We start from the raw sequence: 24,850 nt of genomic DNA, 5'->3' as shown, positions 1-24,850 counted from the left end.
ATCAACTGACGACACGTCGTGCTGTACCGCTGAAGAACCCTTGGGCGTTTTCCGTCAGTTGGCCGACGATCCGCTGGCGTGCCTCGCGGCTGCCCCAGGCATTGTGGGGCGTGACGATCAATCGGGGGATGTCGCCGGCCAACAGCGGATTGCCCTGGGTCGGCGGCTCGACGCTCAGCACGTCGGTGGCGGCGCCTCCCAAGTGACCGCTGCGCAAGGCCGCGGCGAGGGCCTGTTCGTCCACCAGTCCGCCGCGTGCGGTGTTGACCAGGAACGCGCCGGGCTTGAGCAATGCCAGTTCGCGGGCGCCGATGAAATGGCGGGTGTGCTCGGTGAGCGGGCAGTGCAGGGTCAGGGCGTCAATTTGCGGCAGCAGCTCGTCCAGCGGCACGCGGTCGGGGCGGGCAGGGCGACCTGGAATCTGCCCCAGCAGCACGCGCATGCCAAAGGCTTCGGCCAGCCGCGCGACGGCACCGCCCAGCTCGCCATGACCCAGCAAGCCGAGGGTCTTGCCCATAAGTTCGACAATTGGGAAATCCAACAGGCAGAACTGCGGAGCCTGTTGCCAACGGCCTTCGCCAACGGCTTTTTGGTAGTCGGCCAACCGCGTCGCCAGGTTCAGCAACAACATGATCGTGTGCTGTGCCACCGATGGCGTGCCATAGCCCTGGCAGTTGCACACGGTGATGCCATGCTGGCGGGCGGCGGCCAGGTCGACGTTGTTGGTGCCGGTGGCGCTGATCAGGATCAGTTTGAGTTCCGGGCTGGCGGCCATGGCGGCGGCATCGATCACCACTTTGTTAGTGATTGCCACCGTGGCGCCCTTGAGCCGCTCCGTCACTTGATCCTGGGTGGTCCGGGCGAACAGTTGCAGCTCACTGAAACATTGGCGCAACGGGCTCAAGTCAAGGTCGCCGAGGTCCAGGGAAGGATGGTCGAGGAAAACGGCGCGGGCGGTGTTCGTCATCAGCTGTACCTGTTATCTAAAAGACCGAAGGCGTAATGTGGCGAGCCTATCAGATGCGTTGCGGCCGTGGCGCCGCATACCTGTGGGATTGCATTTAACACAAGACTGTCGCAAGGAGCCCCATCATGTACCTCGCCGAATTTCTTACCGTCGCCCTGATCCACCTGTTGGCGGTTGCCAGTCCCGGTCCGGACTTTGCCGTGGTGGTACGGGAAAGCGTGACCCACGGTCGTCGTGCCGGGACGTGGACGGCGCTGGGCGTGGGGACGGCGATTTTCCTGCACGTGGGCTATTCGCTGCTGGGCATCGGCCTGATCGTGTCCCAATCGATCGTACTGTTCAACGCACTGAAGTGGGCCGCCGCCGCGTACCTGTTGTACATCGGCTTCAAGGCATTGCGAGCGCAACCGGCCAAGGCCACCGAGGAAAACCTGCACAAGGAAGTGGGCGAGCGTACCGCCCGCGGCGCGTTCACGGCGGGCTTCATCACCAACGGCCTGAACCCCAAGGCGACGTTGTTCTTCCTGTCCCTGTTCACCGTGGTGATCAATCCCCATACGCCGCTGGCGGTCCAGGCCGGCTACGGCGTTTACCTGGCCGTCGCCACGGCGGCCTGGTTCTGCATGGTGGCGATGCTGTTTAGCCAGGCGCGGGTGCGCGCCGGTTTCGCCCGCATGGGCCATTGGTTCGACCGGACCATGGGCGCGGTGCTGATTGCCATTGGCGTGAAGCTGGCGTTTACCGAGGCGCATTGACCGGGTAGGACAGCGTCCCTGGGATGGCTCAAGGCTAGTATTTACGGGTGGATCAAATCATTCCTTTGGCTGATTTGATCGTCATATAAGCCCTCTAGAGTGCTTACCTTCCAGCCAAGACCGTGCAGTCAGAAAAGGGACTCCTATGTTGCAGACTCGCGTTATTCCGCCAGCCGAGGGCGCTTATCAATACCCGTTGCTGATCAAGCGGCTGCTGATGTCCGGGGCGCGCTATGAGAAGACCCGCGAGATCATCTACCGCGACCAGATACGCTACAGCTATCCGACGCTGATCGAGCGTGTCGCGCGCCTGGCCAATGTGCTGACCGAGGCGGGGGTGAAGGCCGGTGACACGGTAGCGGTGATGGACTGGGACAGCCATCGCTACCTGGAATGCATGTTCGCGATCCCGATGATCGGCGCGGTCATCCACACCATCAACGTGCGCCTGTCACCGGAGCAGATCCTCTACACCATGAACCACGCCGAGGACCGCTTCGTGCTGGTCAACAGCGAGTTTATCGGCCTGTACCAGGCGATCGCCGGCCAGCTGAGTACGGTAAAGAAAACGTTGTTGCTGACCGACCTGCCGGACAAGACCGCCGACCTGCCGAACCTCGTGGGCGAGTACGAAGAATTGCTGGCCGCCGCCGCTCCCACCTACGACTTCCAGGACTTCGACGAGAACTCCGTCGCCACCACGTTCTATACCACCGGCACCACGGGCAATCCCAAGGGCGTGTACTTCACCCATCGGCAACTGGTGCTGCACACCATGGGCGTGTCGACCATCATGGGGTCCATCGACAGCGTGCGGCTGCTGGGCACCAACGATGTGTACATGCCGATCACGCCGATGTTCCATGTCCACGCGTGGGGCTTGCCGTATGTTGCGACCATGCTCGGGCTCAAGCAGGTCTACCCGGGCCGTTACGATCCGGAGCTCCTGATCGAGCTGTGGCGCAAGGAAAAAGTCACTTTCTCCCATTGCGTGCCGACCATCCTGCAAATGGTCCTCAACGCCAAGGGCGCCCAGGACACCGATTTTGACGGTTGGAAAATCGTCATCGGAGGCAGCGCGCTCAACCGCAGCCTGTACGAGGCTGCGAAGGCCAAGGGCATCCAGCTCACCGCCGCCTATGGCATGTCGGAAACCGGCCCGCTGGTGTCGTGCGCTCATCTCAACGACGAGCTGATGGCCGGCAGCGAAGACGAGCGCATCACTTACCGGATCAAGGCCGGCGTGCCGGGGCCGCTGGTGGAAGCGGCGATCGTCGACGGCGAAGGGCGTTTCCTGCCGGCGGACGGCGAGACCCAGGGCGAACTGGTGCTGCGCGCGCCGTGGCTCACCGAAGGTTACTTCAACGAACCGCAGAAAGGCGCCGAGCTCTGGAAGGGCGGCTGGCTGCACACCGGCGACGTCGCCACGCTCGACGGCATGGGTTTCATCGACATCCGCGACCGCATCAAGGACGTGATCAAGACTGGCGGCGAATGGATCTCGTCCCTGGACCTGGAAGACCTCATCAGCCGGCATGCAGCGGTACGCGAGGTAGCAGTGGTCGGCATCCCCGATCCGCAGTGGGGCGAGCGGCCGTTTGCCTTGCTGGTCATCCGCGAAGGGCATCAGATCGGGGCTCGCGAGCTCAAGGAACACCTCAAGCCGTTTGTCGAACTGGGGCACCTGAGCAAGTGGGCGATTCCGAGTCAGATCGCCCTTGTTACGGAAATTCCCAAGACCAGCGTCGGCAAGCTCGACAAGAAGCGCATCCGGGCCGACGTCACCGAATGGCAGAGCAACAACAGCACCTTCCTCTCGACGCTCTAAGCGTCCCCGCCGTGCCCGAAAAGGGCACGGCAGCCCCACCAAGCAAGCGCTTGTCTTGTCAAAACCGAAAATTCAGCCATCCTTGCCGTGCCGACAACCGTCGGCCTGGCGAAGGACTGTTCCAGAGTGGTCGAAGGCTGCAAATCACACTTTAGAGGGATCAAGCCGTACTACCTGCTGGCTATAGTCCGCTCAAGGATTTTCGGAATGGGACGCGCGTGCCAGCACGGCGAAGGGTTTCCGGAAACGCCCACTGCCATAACAATAAAACACATGGAGTTGCGTCGATGACCTCAGCAAACACTTTCTGGCGCCGGGCAAAATTGCCTCTGGCCGTCAGTCTTGCCTCCTCGCTCGCCGGCCCGGCATTCGGCGTCAGCTTCAACATCGGTGAAATCGAGGGCCAGTTCGATTCGTCCCTGTCGGTGGGCGCGAGCTGGTCCACGTCCAAGGCCAACCGCGACCTGATCGGGGTGAACAACGGCGGCGAGGGCCTGTCCCAGACCTCCGATGACGGCCACCTGAACTTCAAGCGTGGGGAGACGTTCTCGAAGATCTTCAAGGGCATCCATGACCTGGAACTGAAGTACGGCGACACCGGTGTGTTTGTCCGAGGCAAGTACTGGTATGACTTCGAGCTCAAGGACGAAGACCGCCTGTACAAGGACATCAGCGACAGCAACCGCAAGGAAGGCGCGAAGTCGTCCGGCGTACAGCTCCTCGATGCGTTCGTCTACCACAACTACGCCATCGCCGATCAACCGGGCTCGGTCCGCCTGGGCAAGCAGGTGGTCAGCTGGGGTGAGAGCACCTTCATCCAGGGGGGCATCAACTCCATCAACCCGGTCGATGTGTCCGCGTTCCGTCGTCCAGGCGCCGAGGTCAAGGAAGGTCTGATCCCGGTCAACATGTTCTACGTGTCCCAGAGCCTGACCGATAACCTGTCGGCCGAAGCGTTCTACCAGATTGAGTGGGACCAGACGGTTGTGGATAACTGCGGGACGTTCTTCTCCCAGCCGGATGTGATTGCCGACGGTTGTGACGACAACCTGCGCGTGCTGAACAAACGTTCGCGCATTCCAGCCGCCGCCTTGCCAACCTTGACCGCCCTGGGCGTGAACGTAAACGAGGAAGGCGTCCTGGTTCGTCGTGGTCCCGACCGTGATGCCCGTGACAGCGGCCAGTGGGGCGCTTCCCTGAAGTACATGTTCGAGCCGCTGGACACCGAGTTCGGTGCCTATTTCATGAACTACCACAGCCGTGCGCCGATCTTCAGCGCCACGGGCGCGGCGGCACGTTTCTATAACCAGCCGCTGGGTCCACTGGCTGCATTGCGTCCCGTGATCGTGGCGGGCAATTCCAACTACTTCGTCGAATACCCGGAAGACATCCGGCTCTACGGCCTGAGCTTTTCCACCACACTGCCCACCGGCACCGCGTGGAGCGGTGAGCTGAGCTACCGTCCGAACGCTCCGGTTCAACTGAGCACCACCGATATTCTGTTCGCCGGTGTGACGCCAATCCCGGGCTTTGGCAACGCCTCCGTGCTGGACGGCGCGCCGGGCCAGGACCTGCACGGCTATCGCCGCAAGGAAATCACCCAGTTCCAGACCACGTTCACCCACTTCCTCGATCAAGTCATGGGCGCCAGCCGCCTGACCCTCGTCGGCGAAATCGGCGTGACTCACGTGGGCGGCCTGGAAAGCCGTTCCGAGGCGCGCTATGGCCGTGACCCCGTGTTCGGGCCAGGCGAACTGCCCGGCGGCTTCTGCAACACCCTCAACACGTCGACGGCGGCCGGTGGCGGCCAGACCATCAGTGGCGTGAACAGCAACTGCAACAACGACGGCTTCACCACTTCCACTTCCTGGGGCTATCGCACCCGTGCCATCTGGGAATACCCGGACGTTTTCGCCGGCGTGAATCTCAAGCCCAACGTGGCTTGGTCCCATGACGTAAAAGGCTACTCGCCAGGCCCTGGCGCCAACTTCGAGGAAGGTCGCAAGGCTGTCAGCCTCGGGCTGGATGCCGAGTACCAGAACACCTACAACGCGAGCCTGGCCTACACCAACTTCTTTGGTGGTGACTTCAGCACCGTGGACGATCGCGACTTCCTGGCGCTCAGCGTCGGCGTGACCTTCTAAGCACCGTATTTCAGGACGAACACTATGAAAATAACAAAAAATCTGTTGCAAGTCGGTGCGCTGGGATTATCCCTGCTGGCGACCAGCATCATGGCCGCCGTGCCTGCCGCCGAGGCCGACAAGCTGGGCAAAAGCCTGACGCCGATGGGCGCCGAGATGGCTGGCAATGCCGATGGGTCGATTTCCGCCTGGAAACCCATGGCCAAGAACGCCGGCAGCGTGGACGGCAAGGGGTTCCTCGCCGACCCGTACGCCAGTGAGAAACCTGTATTCACCATCACGTCGCAGAACGTCGACCAGTACAAGGCCAAGCTCGCCCCAGGCCAGTACGCGATGTTCAAGCGCTACCCGGAAACCTTCAAGATGCCGGTCTACCCGACCCATCGCGGCGCCACCGTGCCGGATGAAGTCTTGGCCTCCATCAAGAAAAATGCCGTGAACACCAAGCTGGTGGGCGCTGGCAACGGCCTGGAGAATTTCGAGACGGCCGTGCCGTTCCCGATTCCCCAGAGCGGGCTGGAAGTGATCTGGAACCACATCACCCGCTATCGCGGCGGCAGCGTGACCCGCCTGGTGACCCAGGCCACGCCGCAGCCCAACGGTTCGTACAACCTGGTGTACTTCCAGGACCAGTTCGTGTTCCGCGACAAGATCAAGGGCTTCGATCCGGCCAACCCAGGCAACGTGCTGTTCTACTTCAAGCAACAAGTGACCGCACCGGCGCGTCTGGCCGGTACCGTGCTGCTGGTGCACGAGACCCTCGACCAGGTGAAGGAGCCGCGCAAGGCCTGGATCTACAACGCCGGCCAGCGTCGTGTGCGCCAGGCACCGCAAGTCGCCTACGACGGCCCGGGTACTGCCGCCGACGGCTTGCGTACATCCGACAACCTGGACATGTACAACGGCGCGCCGGACCGTTACGACTGGAAGCTTGAAGGCAAGAAAGAACTCTATATTGCCGCCAACAGCCACAAGATCGATTCGCCGCAGCTCAAGTACGCCGACATCCTCAAGGCCGGCCACATCAACCAGGACCTGGCGCGCTATGAACTGCGTCGTGTCTGGCACGTGACCGCGACCCTGAAGGAAGGCCAGCGTCACATCTACGCCAAGCGTGACTTCTACATCGACGAAGACACCTGGCAAGCGGCGGTCATCGATCACTACGACGGTCGTGGCCAACTGTGGCGCGTCGCCGAGGCCCATGCCGAGAACTACTACGACAAGCAAGTGCCGTGGTACGCCCTGGAAACCCTCTACGACTTGCAGTCTGGACGCTACCTGGCCCTGGGCATGAAGAACGAAGAGAAATCGGCCTACGACTTCGGCTTCACCGCGTCCACCAGCGACTTCACCCCGGCGGCATTGCGCCAGGAAGGCGTTCGCTAAGCAGCGCTACCCCGAGGCCGCATCCTCGAAAAAACGCCCCGACTGGTTCGGGGCGTTTTTTTTGGAAACTACAACAGAGATTGACCACTTGTAGCCTTTTTGTAGCCATTTGTAGCACTCGCTTCAATACCTCTCCGTTTACGGCTAGTCTGCGGACATCTGCAACGCCGCCATCCGCATTTCAAACAAGAGCCGGCCATGACTGATTTGTCTTCACCCCCGGATTCTTCCCGTGCAGCCATCGCGGTACAGGAAGGGCGTTTCTACCGCCCACCTCTGCCCGACGGGCATGTCGTGCGGCCGCGGTTGTGCGAGCGTCTGAGCGCCGGGCTGGGTGGGCGGTTGCTGCTGGTGAGCGCGCCGGCGGGGTTCGGTAAAAGTTCGCTGGCGGTGGAGTTCTGCCAGGGGTTGCCGGCCCATTGGCGAAGCCTCTGGTTGGGACTCAGTGCCAGGGACAACGATCCGGGGCGTTTCCTGGAGCGGCTGCTCGAAGGACTCCAGGCGTTTTATCCCCAGTTGGGTGGCCGCGCTTTGGGCTTGCTGAAAATGCGCCAGCGCCACCAACCCTTCGCGTTCGAAGAATGGCTCGACGGCTTGCTGGATGAGCTGTCCGCGCATTTATCAGCTAGCGCGCCCTTGCTGCTGGTGCTCGACGATTACCACCTTGCCCAGAGCCCGGTGCTGGATCGCTGCCTGCAATTTTTCCTCAATCACCTGCCCGAGGGGTTGCTGGTGCTGGTCACCAGCCGTCAGCGGCCTGACTGGCACTTGGCGCGCCTGCGCCTGTCGCGCCAATTGCTCGAACTCAACGAGCAGGACTTGCGTCTGACCCACGACGAAGCGTTGACCTTGCTCCAGCATCACAGCAGCGCGTTGCGTGGCGAGGCGTTGGAAAGCCTGATCCAGCGCAGCGAAGGCTGGGTCGCCGGGCTGCGCTTCTGGTTGCTGGCCGCTTCCGAAGCCGGTAGCGAAGGGCGACTGCCCCAAGCGTTGCACGGCGGTGAAGGGCTGATCCGCGATTATCTACTGGAGGAAGTCATCGACTGCCTGCCCGCCGAGGTGCAGGCGTTTCTCTACGACATCGCCCCCCAGGATCGCTTTTGCAGCGAGCTGTGCGATGCGGTGCGCGACGCCCATGACAGTCACGAAATCCTCAAATTTCTCGCCGCCCACCAAGTGTTCCTGGTGCCGCTGGATGAACATGGGCATTGGCATCGCTTCCATCATCTGTTTTCCGACCTGCTGCGCAGTCGCCCGAGCGCGCCGGCCATGGTGCCGGCCGGGACCCTGCATTTGCGTGCCTGCCGCTGGTTCAACGCCCAGGGCCTGATCGACGAAGCCGTGGAGCAGGCCCTGCGCGCCGGGCATCTGGACGTGGCGGCGAATTTGGTACAGAACCTCTCGGAGGAGCAACTGCTGGCCGAACAGAACGTCGGCATGTTGCTGCGCTGGAAAATGGACTTGCCCGACAGCCTGCTCATCAGCAGCCCACGGCTGATCGTGCTGTACAGCTGGGCGCTGGGGCTGGCCTGTCAATTGGATGCCGCCGAAGAGCTGGCCGCCCATTTGAGCCGCTTCCTGCCGGCGCCGTCAGCCACCGCGCATAAATCCATGCTCGCCCAGTGGCTGGCGCTGAGCGGCATTGTTGCCCGCGGTCGTGGTGATCGTGAGGCCACGCTGCGCTATTGCACCGAGGCGCTGGAAAGCCTGCCGCAAAAACGCTACGGCCAGCGCCTGATGTGTTTGTCCACCTTGTCGAACCTGGCGATTGCCGACGGGGACCTCTGGCGCGCCCGGACTTTGAACCGCGAGTCCCTGGAGTTGGCGCAGCGGGTTGGCAACCCACTTTTCGAAGCCCTGGCCCATTACGATCGCGCCCGGGTCTTGCAGGCGCGAGGAGAGATCCTGCGGGCACTTGAGGAGGTCAAGCAGGGACTGCAACGCTTGCACCCACTGCCACCCCAACGGCTGTACGCGGTGCGGGCACGGTTGGTCTTGTATGAGGGATTTTTGCTGACGTTGCGCATGCAAAACCAGACCGGGCTGGCGCGGTTGCAGGCGGGGCTGACCGAAGCCCGGGCCTGCCGCGATATCAGCGTGTTGATCGGCCATTGTGTGATTGCCCGCGTCGAAGGCCAGGGCGGCGAGTTCGCCCGGGCCTTTGCCGAACTGGCCGAAGCCGAGCGCTTGATGCATATCTGGGACGTCCCGCCGGTTTATTACCTGGCGATGATTACCTTGGTCAAATGCGAGCTCTGGCTGGCCCAGGGGCGCACCGAACTGGCCGAAGCCTGGCTGGTGCGGCTGGGGCAGACCTACACGGGCGAACGGGCTGCCGCCCCGCCGGAATTCCATCCGCAACTGCCGCTGCACGTCGAACTGCAACAGGCACTGCTCGAGTCGATCCGCGGCCAACCGATGCAGGCCGAAGGACGGCTCAATGCGTTGCTCGAACATTCGCAGCAGACCGGGCGGCAGATGCTCAGCGTGATGGTGCTCAACCAGAAAGTCGCCTTGCTGTTGAGCGCCGGGCGCGAGCCGCAAGCCCGCGTGGCCTTGGCCCAGGCGTTCGATGCCGCTGTTGGCGGCGCGCTGCAGCCCTTCGAGTGGCTGCTGCAAAAGCATCACGAATGGTTGCGCGAGCAACTGCTCCAGGCGCCGCCCGGCGGCCTGCGCGAGCACTTGCTCGAACGCTTGCCCACGGCGGCGCTGCAACCGACCGAGTCCTGCGCGCATGTCGAAGCCCTCAGCAGCCGGGAGCGTGCAGTGCTACAACTGATCGCCCAAGGATGTTCGAATCAGGAAATCAGCGAACAATTGTTCATTTCGCTGCACACGGTGAAAACCCACGCCAGCCATATCAACAGTAAACTGGGCGTGGAACGCCGTACCCAGGCCGTGGCGCGAGCGAAGACGTTGGGGTTGCTGGGCTGAGCAAGATTTTTGCTCAGTGAGCACCCTCTCCACAAAAGCCATTGGGTGTGAATCAAGGAAATAGTGGAATGTTGCCCCTCTACAAAACCATCCCATCCCCTGTCGGCGAACTGATCCTCGTGGCCCGAGGCCCGAAGCTGGCCGCTATCCTGTGGGAAAACGAACGGCTCAACCGCGTGCGCCTCGGGCCTTTGGAGCAAGACAACGCTCACCCGACCCTCAAGGAAACCGAGCGCCAGCTGCTTGAATACTTCACGGGTCAGCGGCGTGGTTTTGAACTGGATCTGGATTTCGCCGGTACCGATTTCCAGGTGCGGGTCTGGCAGGCATTACTGACCATTCCGTTCGGCGAAACCCGCAGTTACCGCGACATCGCCATCCAGATCGGCCAACCGACCGCAACCCGCGCGGTCGGCGCTGCCAATGGACGCAACCCGATCTCGATCATCGCTCCCTGCCACCGCGTCATCGGCACCTCCGGCAGCCTTACCGGTTTCGCCGGCGGCCTCGCGGCGAAACAGTTCCTGCTAAGCCTCGAAGGCCAGCAGAGCCTGCAACTGGCGTTCTGAACCCCGTGCCCGGTTCCGAGTGGTCGCTCAGGTTGGGGGTAACTTGGGCGCCAGCATGCGGGTTGGCGGCTTGCCGTTGGCGTTGTGCTGGACGATGTCCGTCGGCTGTCCCTGTTCGTTGAAAAATACCTGGCCGATCCCCGCCGAATTCCACAACCGCTCCCCGGCCTCGGCGTGCTCGGGGGTGTGAGGCACGATGCGCATGCTGCGACGCTTGGTGAACCAGTTCAGCGGCGAGCGTGGGGAATAGAGCCAACGGTTCAAGCGATCGAACCATTCCAGCAGCGCCGGCGGGAATTCATTCTTGATGCCACTGCTGGTGATTTGCCAGATGCGCGGGCCGCCCTTGCGATGTGGGATAAGTACCTCGTAGACGAAGGAGTAGTGCACGTCGCCGGACAGCACCACGTAGCTGCCAGGCGTGCGCGAGTGGCGGAAGATATTAAGGATCACCTGGGCCGCGCCACGGTGGGCCATCCAGTTTTCCGCATCCACCAGCAGCGGGAATCCGCACCAGCTGAACACCCGCTGCACGGTCTCGATCAGCTTTACGCCGAAGATCGGCGCCGGCGAGACGATGATCGCCGAAGGATGGTCCAGCAATTCCTGTTGCAGTTCGCTCAGGGCTTCCCAGTCCAGCAGGCCTGACGGTTGCTTGAGGTTGTTCTCGCTGCGCCAGCGCCGGGTGCGAGTGTCGAGCACCACCAGCGCCGGAGAGCTTGGCAATACGTAATGCCAGCGTTGGAAACCGAGCAGCGTGTCGATCAACCGGTCCTGGGGCTCGCTGTCAAGGTAGCGGTCGTCGGCGGTGCCGCACAAGGCCACGGTTTGTTCGACCACTTCGTCGAACGCGTCCGGGTTGTTGCCCCAGCCCTGGCAGAGCATGTAGGCAATCAGCGCATTACCGATGATGCGCTTGGAGAATGGATGACCGTAGGCCGTCTCCTCCCATTGAGCGGATAAATTCCAGTCATCGGTGATGTCGTGGTCGTCGAAAATCATCAGGCAGGACAAATGCGCAAACACCCGGGCGACGCCGTCCAGCCCGGTCTTGAAGGCGTCGATGCGTTGCTGTTCCAAGTCGTAGCGCTGGCGTCGCTCGGCGGTCAGCTCGGGAGGTTGCGGGGCGATCAAGGTCCAGGGCACCGGCGACCAGACCAGCAGATACATCGCCATGACTTCGGCGAAGGTCACCAAGTGATTGTCGGCGCTGCTGCTGGTGAAAATCGGCTTGCGTGCGCCGCCGAAAAATCGCTCGCGCAGGGTTTCGTTGCTCTCGAGCGCCGGTAGCAGATCCGCGCGATGGTAATAGCTGGCTGGGTGTTGGTAGAGCCTGGCGCTGTCTTCCACCACTGCGCCATCGAGACATTCCTCGAACAACCCCAGGCGCTCGATCAAAGCGTGAATCGCCCGCAACATCGGTCCGGCGACGTCATCGGCATACACCTGGTCGCCGCTCATCATCAACAAGGCTGGCCGCTGCTCGGGGGCTTGCGCCAACAATCGATCGACACACAGCAATCCGTCATTGGCCGGGTAATGGGGTTTGCGGCAGGAGCCGTGGACCAGTTGCTCGATACGCGCATGCAATACGAAACTCGGGCGTTGCGCGCCGTCATACAACAGATGCGGCGCCCATTCGGCGATAGGAGCACTGTCCACCAGCAGGTCGTATTCGATCGCCACATCCAAGGGCAGGGCGGCGTCGAGTCGCACGTCGATCAGGTGCACGAACGCCTGCTGCCCCACTGGGACCACGGTGCAACGCGTGGCATCCAGTGCAAGATCGCCCATGCCGTCCAGCCGCAAGGTCAATTTCAGCGGTCGCGACCCCACCAGCCACATCACCAGCCGCGTGGCTTCCAGTCGGCGCAACAGCGGACCGACGAGGACGGGGGGTGGGGAGGTGAGCGTGTCGGAAGAAGACGGCAACATGCGTGGGAAAAGCTCTGCTTCAGAATGAGGCAGCGATCATAACGTAATGTGCTGGGTACTGGAGAAGGTACGGCCAGGGCGGATGACCCCGCGCTTGTGGCGAGGGAGCAAGCTCCCTCGCCACGGTTCACGCCCGAATAGTCAGCTCATCCCTAACCAGTTCGGCAGCGCCAGCGAGATCCATGGCACATAGGTAATCAGCACCAGGAACGCCAGTAGAATCATCAACCACGGCATGGCCGCGCGGATGGTCGCGGGCAAGGACATGCCGGTCACCGCCGAGGTGACGAACAGGTTCAGCCCCACCGGCGGCGTGATCAGCCCGATCTCCAGGTTCACCACCATGATGATGCCCAGATGGATCGGGTCAATGCCCAGCTTCATGGCAATCGGGAACAGGATCGGCGCCAGGATCAGGATAATCGCCGAAGGCTCCATGAACGCGCCGGCAATCAGCAGCACGATGTTCACCACCAGCAAGAACGTCACCGGCGTCAGTCCGGCATCGATCACCCACGCGGTGATTTGCTGTGGCAATTGCTCCGTGGTCAGCACATGGGCGAAGAGCATGGCGTTGGCGATGATGAACATCAGCATGATGCTCAGCTTGGCCGACTCCAGCAGCACCTTCGGCGTCTCGCGGAACGTCAGGTCCTTGTAGACGAACAAGGCGATAAACGCTGAATAGACCGCCGCCACCGCGGCCGCTTCGGTCGGTGTGAACATCCCGGAATAGATCCCGCCGAGGATGATGACCATCAACAGCAGGCCCCAGATGGCCTGGCGTGCCGTGCTCAACCATTCCCGCAGCGTCGCCCGGGGCATTGCCGGCAGGTTTTTTTTCACCGCGACGATGTAGATCGCCACCATCAGGAAAAAACCCAACAGCAAGCCGGGGATCACGCCGGCCATGAACAGCTTGCCCACCGAGGTTTCGGTTGCCGCGGCATACACCACCATCACGATTGATGGCGGGATCAGGATGCCCAACGTGCCGGCGTTGCAGACGATGCCCGCGCCGAACGCCTGTGGATAACCGGAGCGCACCATGCCGGCAATCGCGATGGAGCCGACCGCCGCCACCGTCGCCGGGCTCGAGCCGGACAACGCCGCAAACAGCATGCACGCCAGCACCGCGGCAATCGCCAGGCCGCCCCGGACGTGGCCGACGCAGGCGTTGGCAAAGTCGATCAACCGTCGCGCCACGCCACCGGTGGTCATGAACGCACCGGCCAGCAGGAAGAACGGAATCGCCAGCAGGGTATAGTGCTCGGAGGTTTCGAACAGCTTGATCGCCAGGGAACGTACCGAGTCGGGGCTGAAGAAAATAATCGTCAGCGATCCGGCCAACCCCAGCGAAATGGCGATGGGCACGCCGATGAACATCAGCACGAACAACGCAATGAACAGGAAGGCAATGGTCATGGCTTGTCTTCCTCGATCTCGGTCAGTTTGATCGCTTCGGCCGCTTCATCGGCCAGGCCAAGACCGGTCTGGCGATTCATCAGGATGCGCACGAGGATTTCCGCAAAGCGGATGAACACCAAGGCAAAACCCACCGGCACGATCAGCCCGATGTGCCATTGCATGACGCCGAAATGGCCGAGGTCTTCGGCGCCGATCTGGGCAATCATCAAGGTATTGATCCATTCATAACTCGCCACGGCCAATAACCCGGCGTAGGCGAGGCAGCACAGGCAAGCGATGACGCCAATGAAGCGTTGCACCGGTTTGCTTGCCAGTTTCACCAGCGCGTCCACGCCGATGTGCCCGGCGGTGCGCACGCCGTACGACAGACCGAAGAAAATCAGCCAGCCGAACAGCGCCTTGGTCAGCGAACTGCTCCAGGTCATCGCCTGGGCCATGCCCATGATGCCGTCGCCGATGGCGAACATCGGTTCGCTGGCGGCGGGCCAGTTGTCACCGAGGCTGTAGAAAACCGCGTAGAGATTATTGAGGACCACATAGACGAACGTCACGAGCGTCATGGCGGCCAGGAGGAAGGCAATGAACCCTTCCTCGAAATGTTCCCAGGTGCGCCGAAGGGCGTTCATGGATGGCATCTCCTGCAGGGAGGACAACAGGTCGGCGCTGCCATGTCGGCAGCGCCGGCCAACCCATTACTGAGCCTTGTTGGAGGCTTCGGCGGCTTTGATCAAATCGGCGCCGATGTCACCTTCGAACTTCTTCCATACCGGTTTCATCTTGTCGCGCCATTCGTTGCGCTCTTCAGGCGTGAGGGTAATGATTTCCGTGGTCTTGGCATCGAGAATGCGCTGCTTGTCGTTCTGGTTCAGTTGCGCCGCTTCTTTGTTTACGTGGGCGGTGACCTCCACCAGGATTTTGTCCAGTTCGGTGCGAATGTCTGGCGACAGGCCGTTCCAGAATTTGGTATTGGTGATCAGCATGTAGTCGAGTACACCGTGGTTGGATTCGGTGATGAACTTCTGCACTTCATGCATCTTCTGGCTGTAGATGTTCGAGTAGGGGTTCTCGGCACCGTTGACCACGCCGGTCTGCAAGCCTTGGTACACCTCGGCGAAGCTCATCTTGCGCGGGTTGGCGTTGACGGCCTTGAACTGTTCTTCCAGCACCGCCGATGCCTGTACGCGGAACTTCAAACCACGGGCATCCTTGGGTTCGCGCAGCGCTTTGTTGGCCGACAGCTGCTTCATGCCGTTGTGCCAATAGGCCAGGCCGGTGATGTTCTTGCTTTCCATCGACTTTAGCAGTTTCTGGCCTTCGGGGCTCAACTGGAAGCGGTCCACGGCGCTGATGTCATCGAACAGGAAAGGCAGGTCGAACAACTGCACGCTCTTGGTGTAATGCTCGAACTTGGCGAGCGACGGCGCGATCATCTGCACGTCGCCCAGTAGTAAGGCTTCCATCTCCTTGCCATCGCCGAACAACGAAGAGTTCGGGTAGACCTCGACTTTGACTTTGCCCGGCAGACGTTCTTCCACCAGCTTCTTGAACAGCAACGCACCTTGGCCTTTAGGGGTTTGCTCGGCCACTACGTGCGAGAACTTGATGATCACCGGATCAGCCGCCATGGCGGTGCTCAACGCACTGAGGGCCAGCGCGCAGACGAGTGCTTTCCACATAGGTTTAAACATTGGGGGTTTCCTTTTATTTTTAGTTTTTCTCGTGCGGGCTCATTCAAAACACAACGCACGGTGGGACAGTTGCAAGTCTAGGCAGAAAATTAGCTTGCCGGACGATTGTTACATTAAACGCGCCGCATTACTGCGCCTGATTGGAAGCCTCGGCAGCCCTCACCAGGTCCGGCCCGATAGCTTTTTCAAACTTCGCCCATACCGGCTTCATCTTGTCGCGCCAGGCGTTGCGCTCCTCCGGCGTGAGGGAAATGATTTCGGTGGTCTTGGCTGCAAGCACGCGTTGTTTGTCCTGTTCGTTCAACTGATCGGCCTGGTTGTTCACGTCGGCGGTGACTTCAATCACGATCTTGTCCAGTTCGCTGCGGATATCCGGCGGCAGGCCGTTCCAGAAATCGGACGTGGAAATCAGCATGTAATCCAACACGCCGTGATTGGTCTCGGTGACGTACTTCTGCACTTCATGCAGCTTTTGGTTGTAGAAGTTCGAATAAGGGTTTTCCGTCGCGTTGATCACGCCGGTCACCAACCCTTGGTAGACCACTGAAAAGATCATCTTTTGCGCTTTGGCATCGACGGCCTTGAACTGTTCTTCCAGCACGGCGGAAGTCTGCACCCGGAACGTAAGGCCACGGGCGTCCTCGGGCTTGCGCAATGGTCGATTAGCCGACAATTGCTTCATGCCGTTGTGCCAATAAGCCAGGCCCTTGATGTTATTGCGCTCCATGGAGCGCAATAGATTCTGGCCTTCAGGACTCGTTTGAAAACGGTCGACCGCGGCAATGTCCTGAAACAAAAATGGCAAGTCGAACAACTGCACGGTTTTTGTGTATTGCTCGAACTTGGCCAGCGAACGCGCAATGATCTGTACATCTCCCAGCAGCATCGCTTCCATTTCCTTGTCATCGCCGAACAGCGTGGAGTTGGGGTAGACCTCGACCTTTACCTTTCCCGGCAAACGCTCCTCAACGAGTTTCTTGAATAGCAACGCACCCTGGCCCTTGGGTGTCTGCTCGCCGACCACATGGGAAAAGTTGATCACGATAGGGTCAGCCGCCGTGGCCGTGCCCAGCGTGGTGAAAGCCAGCGTGCACGCGAGCGCTTTGCAAAAAAGTTTGAGCATGGTGGATCCCTTCGGGTCATGTTTATCGTACGGGGCCATCCCGGCCCCGGCGAACTGCAAACACTGGCAAGTCTAGGAGAAAAACTGCGGACTGCCGGAGTGTTAGGAATCCAGCGCTGGCCCCTTCAGCTCGATCTGATTGCCGTCCGGATCGAAGCAGTAGATCGACCAGCCTTCGCCTTCCGCGCCGTAACGCTTCTGCGCTTTCTCGACCTTCAATCCGGCTGCGCCCAGATGAGCGAGCAGGGCGGGTTCGTCAAACGGCTCGATGCGCAGGCAGACGTGGTCGACGTTATGCCCCTGCTTGCCGGGCGCCGCACCGCCTTGATGGCCGAGCGGCCCTTCGACATCCACCAGATCGATCATCGATGCACCCGCGCCGAGGTGGATCAAGCCCAGATCGTCCCGACGCTTCTTGAGTTCGCAGCCGAGCACTGATGTGTAGAAGGCGATGCTGCGCTCGATGTCTTTTACACGCAGTACGACGTGGTCGATGCGGTGAAGGGTGAAGTGCGTCATGGAGGCCTCCGCATGGGTGCTGCGCCATTAGGTCCTGACACTGTAGTGGACAATTGCGCAGCGGTGCAGTCGCCTTGGTTCTTATCTGTGTGGTATGACGACATTTCAAGATGTCATCCTTCTCAAAAGGCTGTTGCGTCGAGGTAAGGCTAATTTTTACTGAGTACAGGGGTTGACAGCCCCGATGAAACGTTCAAATAATCCGCGACGTTGTATGACGACATACAAATAAAAAATAACAACACGGTGGCTCCTCCCTATGAGAATCACAGGCGTTCACGTCGAAATCTTTTCCACCCCGTCGCGCCGCGCCCAGGACAGTGCGGGCCACGCCCATCCGGGTGACGAGGTCATGATCAAGATGGCCCTGCTGCGAATCAGCTGCGACGATGGCTCGCAAGGTTATGCCTTCGGTACGCCTGAATTGATCCGTCCACACATCATCGAATCGTTCGTTCGCAAGGTGCTGATCGGTCGCAACCCGATGGACCGTGAAAGCATCTGGCAGGACCTGGCGCACTGGCAGCGCGGCAGCGCCGGACAGTTCACCGACCGGGCGCTGGCGTTGGTGGAGCAAGCCTTGTGGGATTTGGCCGGGCGCACGTTGCAGTTGCCGGTGCACAAGCTCATTGGCGGCTACCGCGACAAAGTCCTGGCCTACGGCTCGACCATGTGTGGCGACGATTTGCCGGGCGGTTTGTCCACCCCGGATGAGTACGGCCAGTTCGCCGAAAAGCTCGTCAAGCGTGGCTACAAGGCCATCAAGCTGCACACTTGGATGCCACCGATTTCCTTCGCGCCAAATCCGCAAATGGACATCCAGGCTTGCGCCGCCGTGCGCGAGGCGGTTGGCCCGGACATCGCGCTGATGCTCGATGGTTATCACTGGTACAGCCGCATGGACGCGCTGACCATCGGCAAGGCGCTGGAGCAGCTGAATTTCGCCTGGTTCGAAGAGCCGATGATGGAAGACTCCGCCGAGTCATACGCCTGGCTCGCCGCCAACCTGGACATTCCGGTGCTGGGCCCGGAGAGCATTGCCGGTAAATTCCACAGCCGCGCCAGTTGGGTGACGCAGAAGTCCTGTGACATTCTGCGCGCGGGCGTGGCCGGGGTGGGCGGCATCGGGCCGTGCCTGAAAGTGGCGCACCTGGCCGAGTCGTTCGGCATGGACTGCGAAGTCCACGGCAATGGCGCGGCGAACCTGGCGGTGGTCGGGGCGATCAGCAACTGCCGCTGGTATGAGCGCGGCTTGCTGCACCCGTTCCTCGACTATGAAGAAGTGCCCGCGCACCTCAACAGCATCGTCGATCCCATGGATGCCGACGGTTATGTGCACCTGTCCGACCGGCCGGGGTTGGGCGAGGACATCAATTTTGCGTATATCGAGGCCAACACTTTGTCCCGACATTGATCCTGTTCCACGCCCGAGGCCGATGACTGCCCGGGCGACAAGTCTTTATAAATATAAGAAAGGACTGAACCATGAATCTCTGGCCCAAGCGCCTGACCAGGCTGCTGTGTGTCACCGTGGCCCTGTGCGCAGTGCAGGTGCCCGTCAGCCTGGCCCAAGGCGAAACGCCCGCCGACCAATTGGTGGTAGGCATGAGCATGATCAACCTGCTGTCCCTGGACCCCGCCGCCGCGACGGGGCTGGAGGTCGCCGAAGTCAACGCCAACGTCTATGACATGCTCCTGGAGCAGGACGCGGCGCAGCCGGACACGCTGGTTCCGGCCCTGGCGAAAAGCTGGGAAGTCAGTCCGGATCGCATGCGCCTGACCTTCCAGTTGCGCGACGACGTACGGTTTCACTCCGGTGTACCGCTCACCGCCCAAGACGTCGCCTGGTCGTTGCAACGCGTAGTCACCCTCAACCGCGCCCTGGCTTCCACCTGGAAAGCCTACGGGTTTACCGCCGACAACGTCGTCAAACTGATGCGTGCCGAAGGGCCACATACGTTTGTCATGGAACTGCCGCGCAGCACCGACCCGCTGTTGGTGCTCAACACCCTGGCAACCTCGCCCAGTGCCTTCATCGTTGATCGTTCGGTGGCCTTGCAGCATCAGGTCGGCGACGATCAGGGCGCGGCCTGGCTGGCGACGCATACCGCCGGATCCGGTGCGTTCAAGCTCGACATCTGGCGCGCCAACGATGTGATCCTGATGAGTCGTAATGAGGATTACTGGCGCGGCGCGCCGAAGTTGCGCCGGGTGATCATGCGCAACATGACCGAGTCCCAGGCCTTGCGCCTGATGGTCGAGCGCGGTGATTTGGACGTCGCCCGCGGCATGGCCGCGACCGACATCAAGGCGCTGGGCAAGGTCGATGAGGTGCGCATCCAGAGCATTGCCCGCGGCACGCTGTACTACGTGGCGATGAGCATGCAACAGCCGCTATTCCAGGACATCCGCGTGCGCCAAGCCATCCGCCTGCTGATCGACTACCAGGGCATCAATGACGTGGTGATGCCGCACTATGGCGTGATCAATCAGCGGCCCTTGCAGTTGGGACTGCCGGCACGCCTTGACGATCCGGGCTATCGCCTGGACGTGGCCGAGGCCAAGCGCCTGCTGGCGGCGGCCGGACATGCCGAGGGCTTCAAGGTGACCATCCGTTCGTTGACCGATCCGCCGTTTATCAACATCGCCACCAGCCTGCAAGCGACGCTGGCCCAGGCGGGGATCCAGGCGACAATCATCACCGGCACCGGCAACCAGATCTACGGGGCGATGCGCGACCGTCAGTTCGACATCCTCGTCGGGCGTGGCGGCGGCGGGGCGGAGCGCCATCCGCATTCGAGCCTGCGGGCCCTGGTGTACAACCCGGACAACCGCACCGAAGCCAAATTGAGCAACTTCCAAGGCTGGCGCACCTCGTTCTTCAATCCGCAGCTCAATCAACTGATCGAGCAAGCCGAGCGCGAGCGTGACCCCGAGCGCCAGCGTGAAATCTACGCGCAGATCCAGACCCTCTATGACCAACAGGCCGGGGCCATCATGCCGGTCTCGCAGATGGTGGATGAGGTGGTGATCCATGCCGATGTGCGCAACTACATCGGGCATACCGCCGCTACCACGCGTCTTCGCGACGTCTACAAGCAGCGTTGAAATCGACGGCCACCCGGCCAAGGCAGGAATGAACATGTCGACTGCAATTTATTCAATCTGGACCACCCGGGCCGCTTCGGCGACCCGGCGCGGCGGCTCGGTGGCGGTGACGCTGCTGGGGTTGCTGCTGCTGACGTTTTTTATCGGGCGAGTAATGCCCCTGGACCCGGTGCTGGCCATCGTCGGCCCGGACGCCGACGCCTCGGCCTACGCCCAGGTGTACAAAGAGCTGGGCCTGGACAAACCGCTATGGACCCAGTTTGCGATCTACCTCGGCGACCTGTTGCACGGTGATTTCGGCATGGCGTTGTTGACCGGCAACCCGGTCATCACCGACATCGCCCGGGTCTTCCCGGCCACTTTGGAACTGGCCACCCTGGCCATTCTGTTCGGTGTGCTGGCGGGCTTGCCGCTGGGTGTCTACGCGGCGACGCATCAGGGGCGGGCCGGTGACCATGTGGCGCGGCTGATCACCTTGTTCGGTTACTCCACGCCGATTTTCTGGATCGGCATGATGGCCTTCCTGGTGTTCTACGCCTGGCTGGGTTGGGCCGGCGGCGTCGGACGGATCGGCCTGGCCTATGACGGGCTGATCCCGAGACACACCGGCCTGCTGTTGATCGACACCGCCTGGTCCGGCGATTGGGAAGCCTTTCGCAGCGCGTTGCGCCACATCCTGTTACCGGCGGTGATCCTCAGCTTCAACTCGGTCGCCTACATCAGTCGCATGACCCGCAGCTTCATGCTCGAACAACTCTCCCAGGAGTACATCATCACCGCCCGGGTCAAGGGGTTGTCCCAGCGCAAGATTGTCTGGGGCCATGCCTTCGGCAACATTCGCGTGCAACTGCTGACCATCGTCGCGCTGGCCTACGGCGGGCTGCTGGAAGGCGCCGTGCTGATCGAAACCGTGTTCGCCTGGCCGGGGTTTGGCCAGTACCTGACGAGCAGTTTGTTGCTCGGTGACATGAACGCGGTGATGGCCTGTGTGTTGCTGATCGGCCTCATTTTCGTGACGCTGAACCTGATCAGCGATGCGCTGTACAAGATCTTCGACCCGAGGACTCGCTAATGAATCTGCCCCTTGCTTCCAGCGCAGCCGGCAGTGCCGCGCTGCCCGCTTCGAGTACGGCAGCGCTGGTCGCCAGCAGCCTGCGCCTGTTGCGTTTTTTACTGCGCAACCCGATGACCTTCGCCGGCCTGGTCGTCGTCGCGACCCTGATGTTGGTCGCGATCTTTGCGCCGTGGATCGCCGGTCACGACCCGCTGCTGCAAAACCTTGCCGGCGCATTGCAGGCGCCCAGCAGCGTGCACTGGTTCGGCACGGATGAGTACGGTCGCGATGTCTTCGCCCGGTTGGTGTATGGCTCGCGCATCACGCTTTACATCGTCTTGCTGGTGACGGTGATCGTCGGCCCCATCGGCCTGTTGGTCGGGACCATTTCCGGCTACTTCGGCGGCTGGGTCGACAGCCTGTTCATGCGCATCACCGATATCTTCATTTCATTCCCCAGCCTGGTGTTGGCGTTGGCCTTCATCGCCGCTCTCGGCCCGGGGCTGGAGCATGCGGTGATTGCCATCGCGCTCACCGCTTGGCCGCCGATTGCCCGGTTGGCTCGGGCTGAAACCCTGCCGCTGCGCAACGCCGACTTCGTCGTCGCGGTGCAGCTTCAGGGCGCGTCGAGTACGCGGATCATCCTGCGCCACATCATCCCGATGTGCCTGTCGTCGGTGATCATCCGCCTGACCATGAACATGGCGAGCATCATCCTCACGGCCGCTGCCCTGGGCTTCCTCGGGCTCGGCGCCCAGGCACCCCTGCCGGAATGGGGCGCGATGATCTCCACCGGGCGACGCTACATGCTCGAAAGCTGGTGGCTGGTGGCGGCACCGGGTGCGGCGATCATGCTGGTCAGCCTGGCCTTCAACCTGTTGGGCGACGGTTTGCGCGACGTCCTCGACCCACGCAGCCAATCCTGAGGAACAGCCCATGACTGAGATAAAACTTGCGGTACAGGACTTGTGCGTGGAGTTTCGCAACGCCGGCAAAACTTCCATGGCGGTGCGTGACGTGTCGTTCAACCTGGGGCGGGAAAAGCTCGCCATAGTCGGCGAATCCGGCTCGGGAAAATCCACCGTCGGCCGCAGCCTGTTACGCCTGCATCCGCCGACAGCGAAGGTCACCGCCAAGACCCTGCGCTTCGCCGATATCGACTTGCTCAAGGCCAGCGAAAAGCAGATCCAGGCAATTCGCGGCGCGCGCATGTCGATGATCATGCAAGACCCCAAGTACTCGCTGAATCCGGTGGTGCGCGTGGGCGAACAAATCGCCGAGGCGTACCTGGCCCATCACAAGGTGCCCCATCGCGAAGCCCGCGAACGCGCCTTGGACATGCTCGCCAAGGTGCACATTCGTGATCCTCGACGGGTCTATGACCTGTACCCCCACGAAGTCTCGGGCGGCATGGGCCAGCGGATCATGATCGCCATGATGGTGATCACCGATCCCCAGGTGATCATCGCCGACGAACCCACTTCGGCGCTGGACGTGTCGGTGCGCCGACAGGTGCTCAACGTGCTGGAAGAATTGGTCAGCGAGCGTGACCTGGGGCTGATTTTCATCAGCCACGACCTGAACCTGGTGCGGCATTTCTGCGACCGTGTGCTGGTGATGTACGCCGGCCGCGTGGTCGAGTCGATTGCCGCCGCCGACCTGGATAACGCCATCCATCCCTACACCCAAGGTCTGCTGGCCGCATTGCCGAGCCTGGACCATCCGCGCGCCACGCTGCCGGTGTTGCAGCGCGACCCACACTGGTTGAACGCTTGAGGAGCCTGTCATGAGCATGATCGAAATCGCCGGGCTGAACCTCAGCTTCGGCACCGGCGCGGCACTGAACGCGGTACTGCATGACGTCGATTTGAGCGTCGGCGAAGGTGAGGCATTCGGCTTGGTCGGGGAATCCGGCTCGGGCAAGACCACCGTGCTGCGTTGCCTGGCCGGGCAGTACCAGCACTGGACGGGACGGTTGCAAATTGCCGGTCAGGCGGTGACGCGCAAGCTGCCGCTGGACCACTACCGCACCGTGCAGATGGTTTTCCAGGATCCCTATGCCTCGCTGCATCCGCGCTACACCATCGACGCCGCGTTGCAGGAACCGCTGCGCATCCATGGCATCGATGGGCGTGTTCGAAAGGTCAGCGAGATCCTGCGCAAGGTCGGCTTGAACGACAGCTTTCGCTTTCGTTATCCGCACCAGTTGTCCGGTGGCCAGCGCCAGCGCGTGGCGATTGCCCGCGCGCTGATCCTGCGCCCACGCGTGCTGCTGTTGGACGAGCCGACCTCGGCGCTGGACGTCTCGGTGCAGGCAGAAATCCTCAACCTGCTGGCCGACTTGCGCCGCCAGGAAGGATTGACCTACCTGATGGTCACTCATGACCTGGCCGTCGTTGCGCATTTGTGTGATCGGCTGGCGGTGATGCAGCAGGGCAGGGTGGTGGAGACACTCGACAGTCATCTGTTGGCAAGCGATGGCGCCGCCCACGAATACACACGCCTGTTGGTGCAAGCCAGCCGCGACATACAACGAATACCTATCGCCGTCTGAAGTAATCAACCCGCTGTACCCGTTTTAAACCGCAGAACTCGTTGAATCGCATGTTTCAACGCGCGCACGCGCTCGCCTGCGATTTGGCGTTTCACCCAACTAATTATTTCAACCAACAAGAATAAAAAACATGAAAAAGACCCTCGTAGTGTTGTCGATCGCTTCGTTGTTCACCTCCATCGTTGCCGTGGCCGATACTGGCTATATCAACGTACGCCACCAGTACGCGGAAAAAACTCGCATGCACGCTGACCGCGCCAAGTTTGGCATAAGGCTGGATAACGGCGTGGGCCTGGAAGGCGAACTCAAATACAAGACTGCCGGCGACCGCGAAGACGTTGCCTTTGACAATACCGTCGGCAGCGGCCATGAGTTCACCGTCAACTACCAGCACAAGATCGATGATCGCTGGATGTTGACGCCGTCGTTCGCCATGGAGAGCGACGAGGAATCCACCACTTACAAGATGGGCATGCGCCTGGGCTACAAGATCACCAAGGAACTGAGCATCGCCGGTCGCTACCGCTACGACGTCAGCAAGCTGGACCGCGACAAGGTCGATCACGACGTACCGGATAATGGCCAGGACGACCAGAAAATCCATCGCTATGACGTCTATATCAATTATGCGAACCAGGGGCCGTGGGCCTATGAGTATCAACTGACTTACTTCGATGCCGATTACATCCGTTACAACGGCGGCACCGACGACTATGAGCAAAATGCCGTGGTCAAGTACAAATGGGATAAGCGCTGGGCGCCGTTCTTCGAAGTGGGCGACATCAAGGTCAACTCCGTCGACAGTGATCGCCAACTGCGTCTGCGGGTCGGTATCCAGTACAACTTTTTCTAGAA

20 protein-coding genes are annotated in these 24,850 nt (G+C 61.3%); 13 read left to right on the top strand and 7 right to left on the bottom strand.

Annotated elements, in window-relative coordinates:
- Position 1 precedes the first annotated feature (1 nt).
- On the bottom strand, positions 2-967 hold the full coding sequence (locus J3P95_RS20965; RefSeq protein ID WP_434579828.1) for a 2-hydroxyacid dehydrogenase: 966 nt from the start codon (positions 965-967) through the stop codon (positions 2-4).
- A 125-nt stretch (positions 968-1,092) separates the two neighbouring features.
- On the opposite strand from J3P95_RS20965, the gene J3P95_RS20960 reads away from it, so the two are divergent.
- The 6 genes from J3P95_RS20960 (at position 1,093) to J3P95_RS20935 (ending at position 10,586) form a co-directional block, all read left to right on the top strand.
- The gene (locus J3P95_RS20960; protein WP_186612361.1) at positions 1,093-1,722 is read left to right on the top strand and encodes a LysE family translocator; all 630 of its coding nucleotides are present in this window, start codon (positions 1,093-1,095) and stop codon (positions 1,720-1,722) included.
- A 145-nt stretch (positions 1,723-1,867) separates the two neighbouring features.
- On the top strand, positions 1,868-3,550 hold the full coding sequence (locus tag J3P95_RS20955) for a fatty acid--CoA ligase (RefSeq protein WP_434579830.1): 1,683 nt from the start codon (positions 1,868-1,870) through the stop codon (positions 3,548-3,550).
- A gap of 287 nt (positions 3,551-3,837) precedes the next feature.
- Positions 3,838-5,694, top strand: coding sequence for a DUF1302 domain-containing protein (locus tag J3P95_RS20950; RefSeq protein ID WP_434558594.1), 1,857 nt, complete (start codon positions 3,838-3,840; stop codon positions 5,692-5,694).
- A gap of 24 nt (positions 5,695-5,718) precedes the next feature.
- Positions 5,719-7,083, top strand: coding sequence for a DUF1329 domain-containing protein (locus tag J3P95_RS20945; protein WP_434558593.1), 1,365 nt, complete (start codon positions 5,719-5,721; stop codon positions 7,081-7,083).
- 198 nt (positions 7,084-7,281) lie between these two features.
- The gene (locus J3P95_RS20940; RefSeq protein ID WP_434558592.1) at positions 7,282-10,017 is read left to right on the top strand and encodes a LuxR C-terminal-related transcriptional regulator; all 2,736 of its coding nucleotides are present in this window, start codon (positions 7,282-7,284) and stop codon (positions 10,015-10,017) included.
- A 68-nt stretch (positions 10,018-10,085) separates the two neighbouring features.
- Complete coding sequence (locus tag J3P95_RS20935; RefSeq protein WP_434558591.1) at positions 10,086-10,586, top strand: methylated-DNA--[protein]-cysteine S-methyltransferase; 501 nt, start codon at positions 10,086-10,088, stop codon at positions 10,584-10,586.
- A 27-nt stretch (positions 10,587-10,613) separates the two neighbouring features.
- Here the strand turns inward: J3P95_RS20935 and J3P95_RS20930 are convergent, their stop codons facing one another.
- From J3P95_RS20930 to J3P95_RS20905, 6 genes are all read right to left on the bottom strand, one after another.
- Positions 10,614-12,521 (bottom strand): alkaline phosphatase D family protein, encoded by a 1,908-nt coding sequence (locus J3P95_RS20930; protein WP_434579835.1) that lies wholly within the window; start codon positions 12,519-12,521, stop codon positions 10,614-10,616.
- A gap of 141 nt (positions 12,522-12,662) precedes the next feature.
- Positions 12,663-13,946 (bottom strand): C4-dicarboxylate TRAP transporter large permease protein DctM, encoded by a 1,284-nt coding sequence (gene dctM, locus J3P95_RS20925; RefSeq protein WP_434558589.1) that lies wholly within the window; start codon positions 13,944-13,946, stop codon positions 12,663-12,665.
- Complete coding sequence (locus J3P95_RS20920; protein WP_434558588.1) at positions 13,943-14,575, bottom strand: TRAP transporter small permease; 633 nt, start codon at positions 14,573-14,575, stop codon at positions 13,943-13,945. Before J3P95_RS20920 ends, dctM begins: the two co-directional genes overlap by 4 nt.
- A gap of 66 nt (positions 14,576-14,641) precedes the next feature.
- The gene (dctP, locus tag J3P95_RS20915; protein WP_434558587.1) at positions 14,642-15,637 is read right to left on the bottom strand and encodes a C4-dicarboxylate TRAP substrate-binding protein DctP; all 996 of its coding nucleotides are present in this window, start codon (positions 15,635-15,637) and stop codon (positions 14,642-14,644) included.
- A 127-nt stretch (positions 15,638-15,764) separates the two neighbouring features.
- Positions 15,765-16,760 carry a TRAP transporter substrate-binding protein gene (locus tag J3P95_RS20910; protein WP_434579838.1) on the bottom strand — a complete coding sequence of 332 codons (996 nt, stop codon included), beginning with the start codon at positions 16,758-16,760 and terminating at the stop codon, positions 15,765-15,767.
- Positions 16,761-16,862: 102 nt separating this feature from the next.
- Positions 16,863-17,279 carry a VOC family protein gene (locus J3P95_RS20905; protein ID WP_434579840.1) on the bottom strand — a complete coding sequence of 139 codons (417 nt, stop codon included), beginning with the start codon at positions 17,277-17,279 and terminating at the stop codon, positions 16,863-16,865.
- A 259-nt stretch (positions 17,280-17,538) separates the two neighbouring features.
- Between J3P95_RS20905 and J3P95_RS20900 the strand changes: the two genes are divergently transcribed.
- The 7 genes from J3P95_RS20900 to J3P95_RS20870 all read left to right on the top strand — a co-directional run bounded on the left by J3P95_RS20900 (position 17,539) and on the right by J3P95_RS20870 (position 24,848).
- On the top strand, positions 17,539-18,693 hold the full coding sequence (locus J3P95_RS20900) for a mandelate racemase family protein (RefSeq protein ID WP_434558584.1): 1,155 nt from the start codon (positions 17,539-17,541) through the stop codon (positions 18,691-18,693).
- 71 nt (positions 18,694-18,764) lie between these two features.
- Entirely contained in the window at positions 18,765-20,387 is a 1,623-nt protein-coding gene (locus J3P95_RS20895; protein WP_434558583.1) for an ABC transporter substrate-binding protein, read from the top strand.
- 34 nt (positions 20,388-20,421) lie between these two features.
- Positions 20,422-21,459 carry an ABC transporter permease gene (locus tag J3P95_RS20890; protein WP_434558582.1) on the top strand — a complete coding sequence of 346 codons (1,038 nt, stop codon included), beginning with the start codon at positions 20,422-20,424 and terminating at the stop codon, positions 21,457-21,459.
- Positions 21,459-22,367: an ABC transporter permease gene (locus J3P95_RS20885; RefSeq protein WP_186644044.1), complete on the top strand. Its 909-nt coding sequence runs from the start codon at positions 21,459-21,461 to the stop codon at positions 22,365-22,367. Before J3P95_RS20890 ends, J3P95_RS20885 begins: the two co-directional genes overlap by 1 nt.
- A gap of 10 nt (positions 22,368-22,377) precedes the next feature.
- Positions 22,378-23,217 (top strand): ABC transporter ATP-binding protein, encoded by an 840-nt coding sequence (locus J3P95_RS20880; protein WP_434558581.1) that lies wholly within the window; start codon positions 22,378-22,380, stop codon positions 23,215-23,217.
- 10 nt (positions 23,218-23,227) lie between these two features.
- Entirely contained in the window at positions 23,228-23,995 is a 768-nt protein-coding gene (locus J3P95_RS20875) for an ABC transporter ATP-binding protein (RefSeq protein WP_434558580.1), read from the top strand.
- Between the two features lie 130 nt (positions 23,996-24,125).
- Positions 24,126-24,848, top strand: a complete 723-nt coding sequence (locus J3P95_RS20870) for an oligogalacturonate-specific porin KdgM family protein (protein ID WP_434558579.1) — start codon at positions 24,126-24,128, stop codon at positions 24,846-24,848.
- Positions 24,849-24,850 lie beyond the last annotated feature (2 nt).

Source organism: Pseudomonas sp. Z5-35, assembly GCF_051131945.1.
Lineage (GTDB): Bacteria > Pseudomonadota > Gammaproteobacteria > Pseudomonadales > Pseudomonadaceae > Aquipseudomonas > Aquipseudomonas marvdashtae.
The sequence above is the reverse complement of the archived record's forward strand: the minus strand, read 5'-3'. Positions and strand labels throughout refer to the sequence as shown.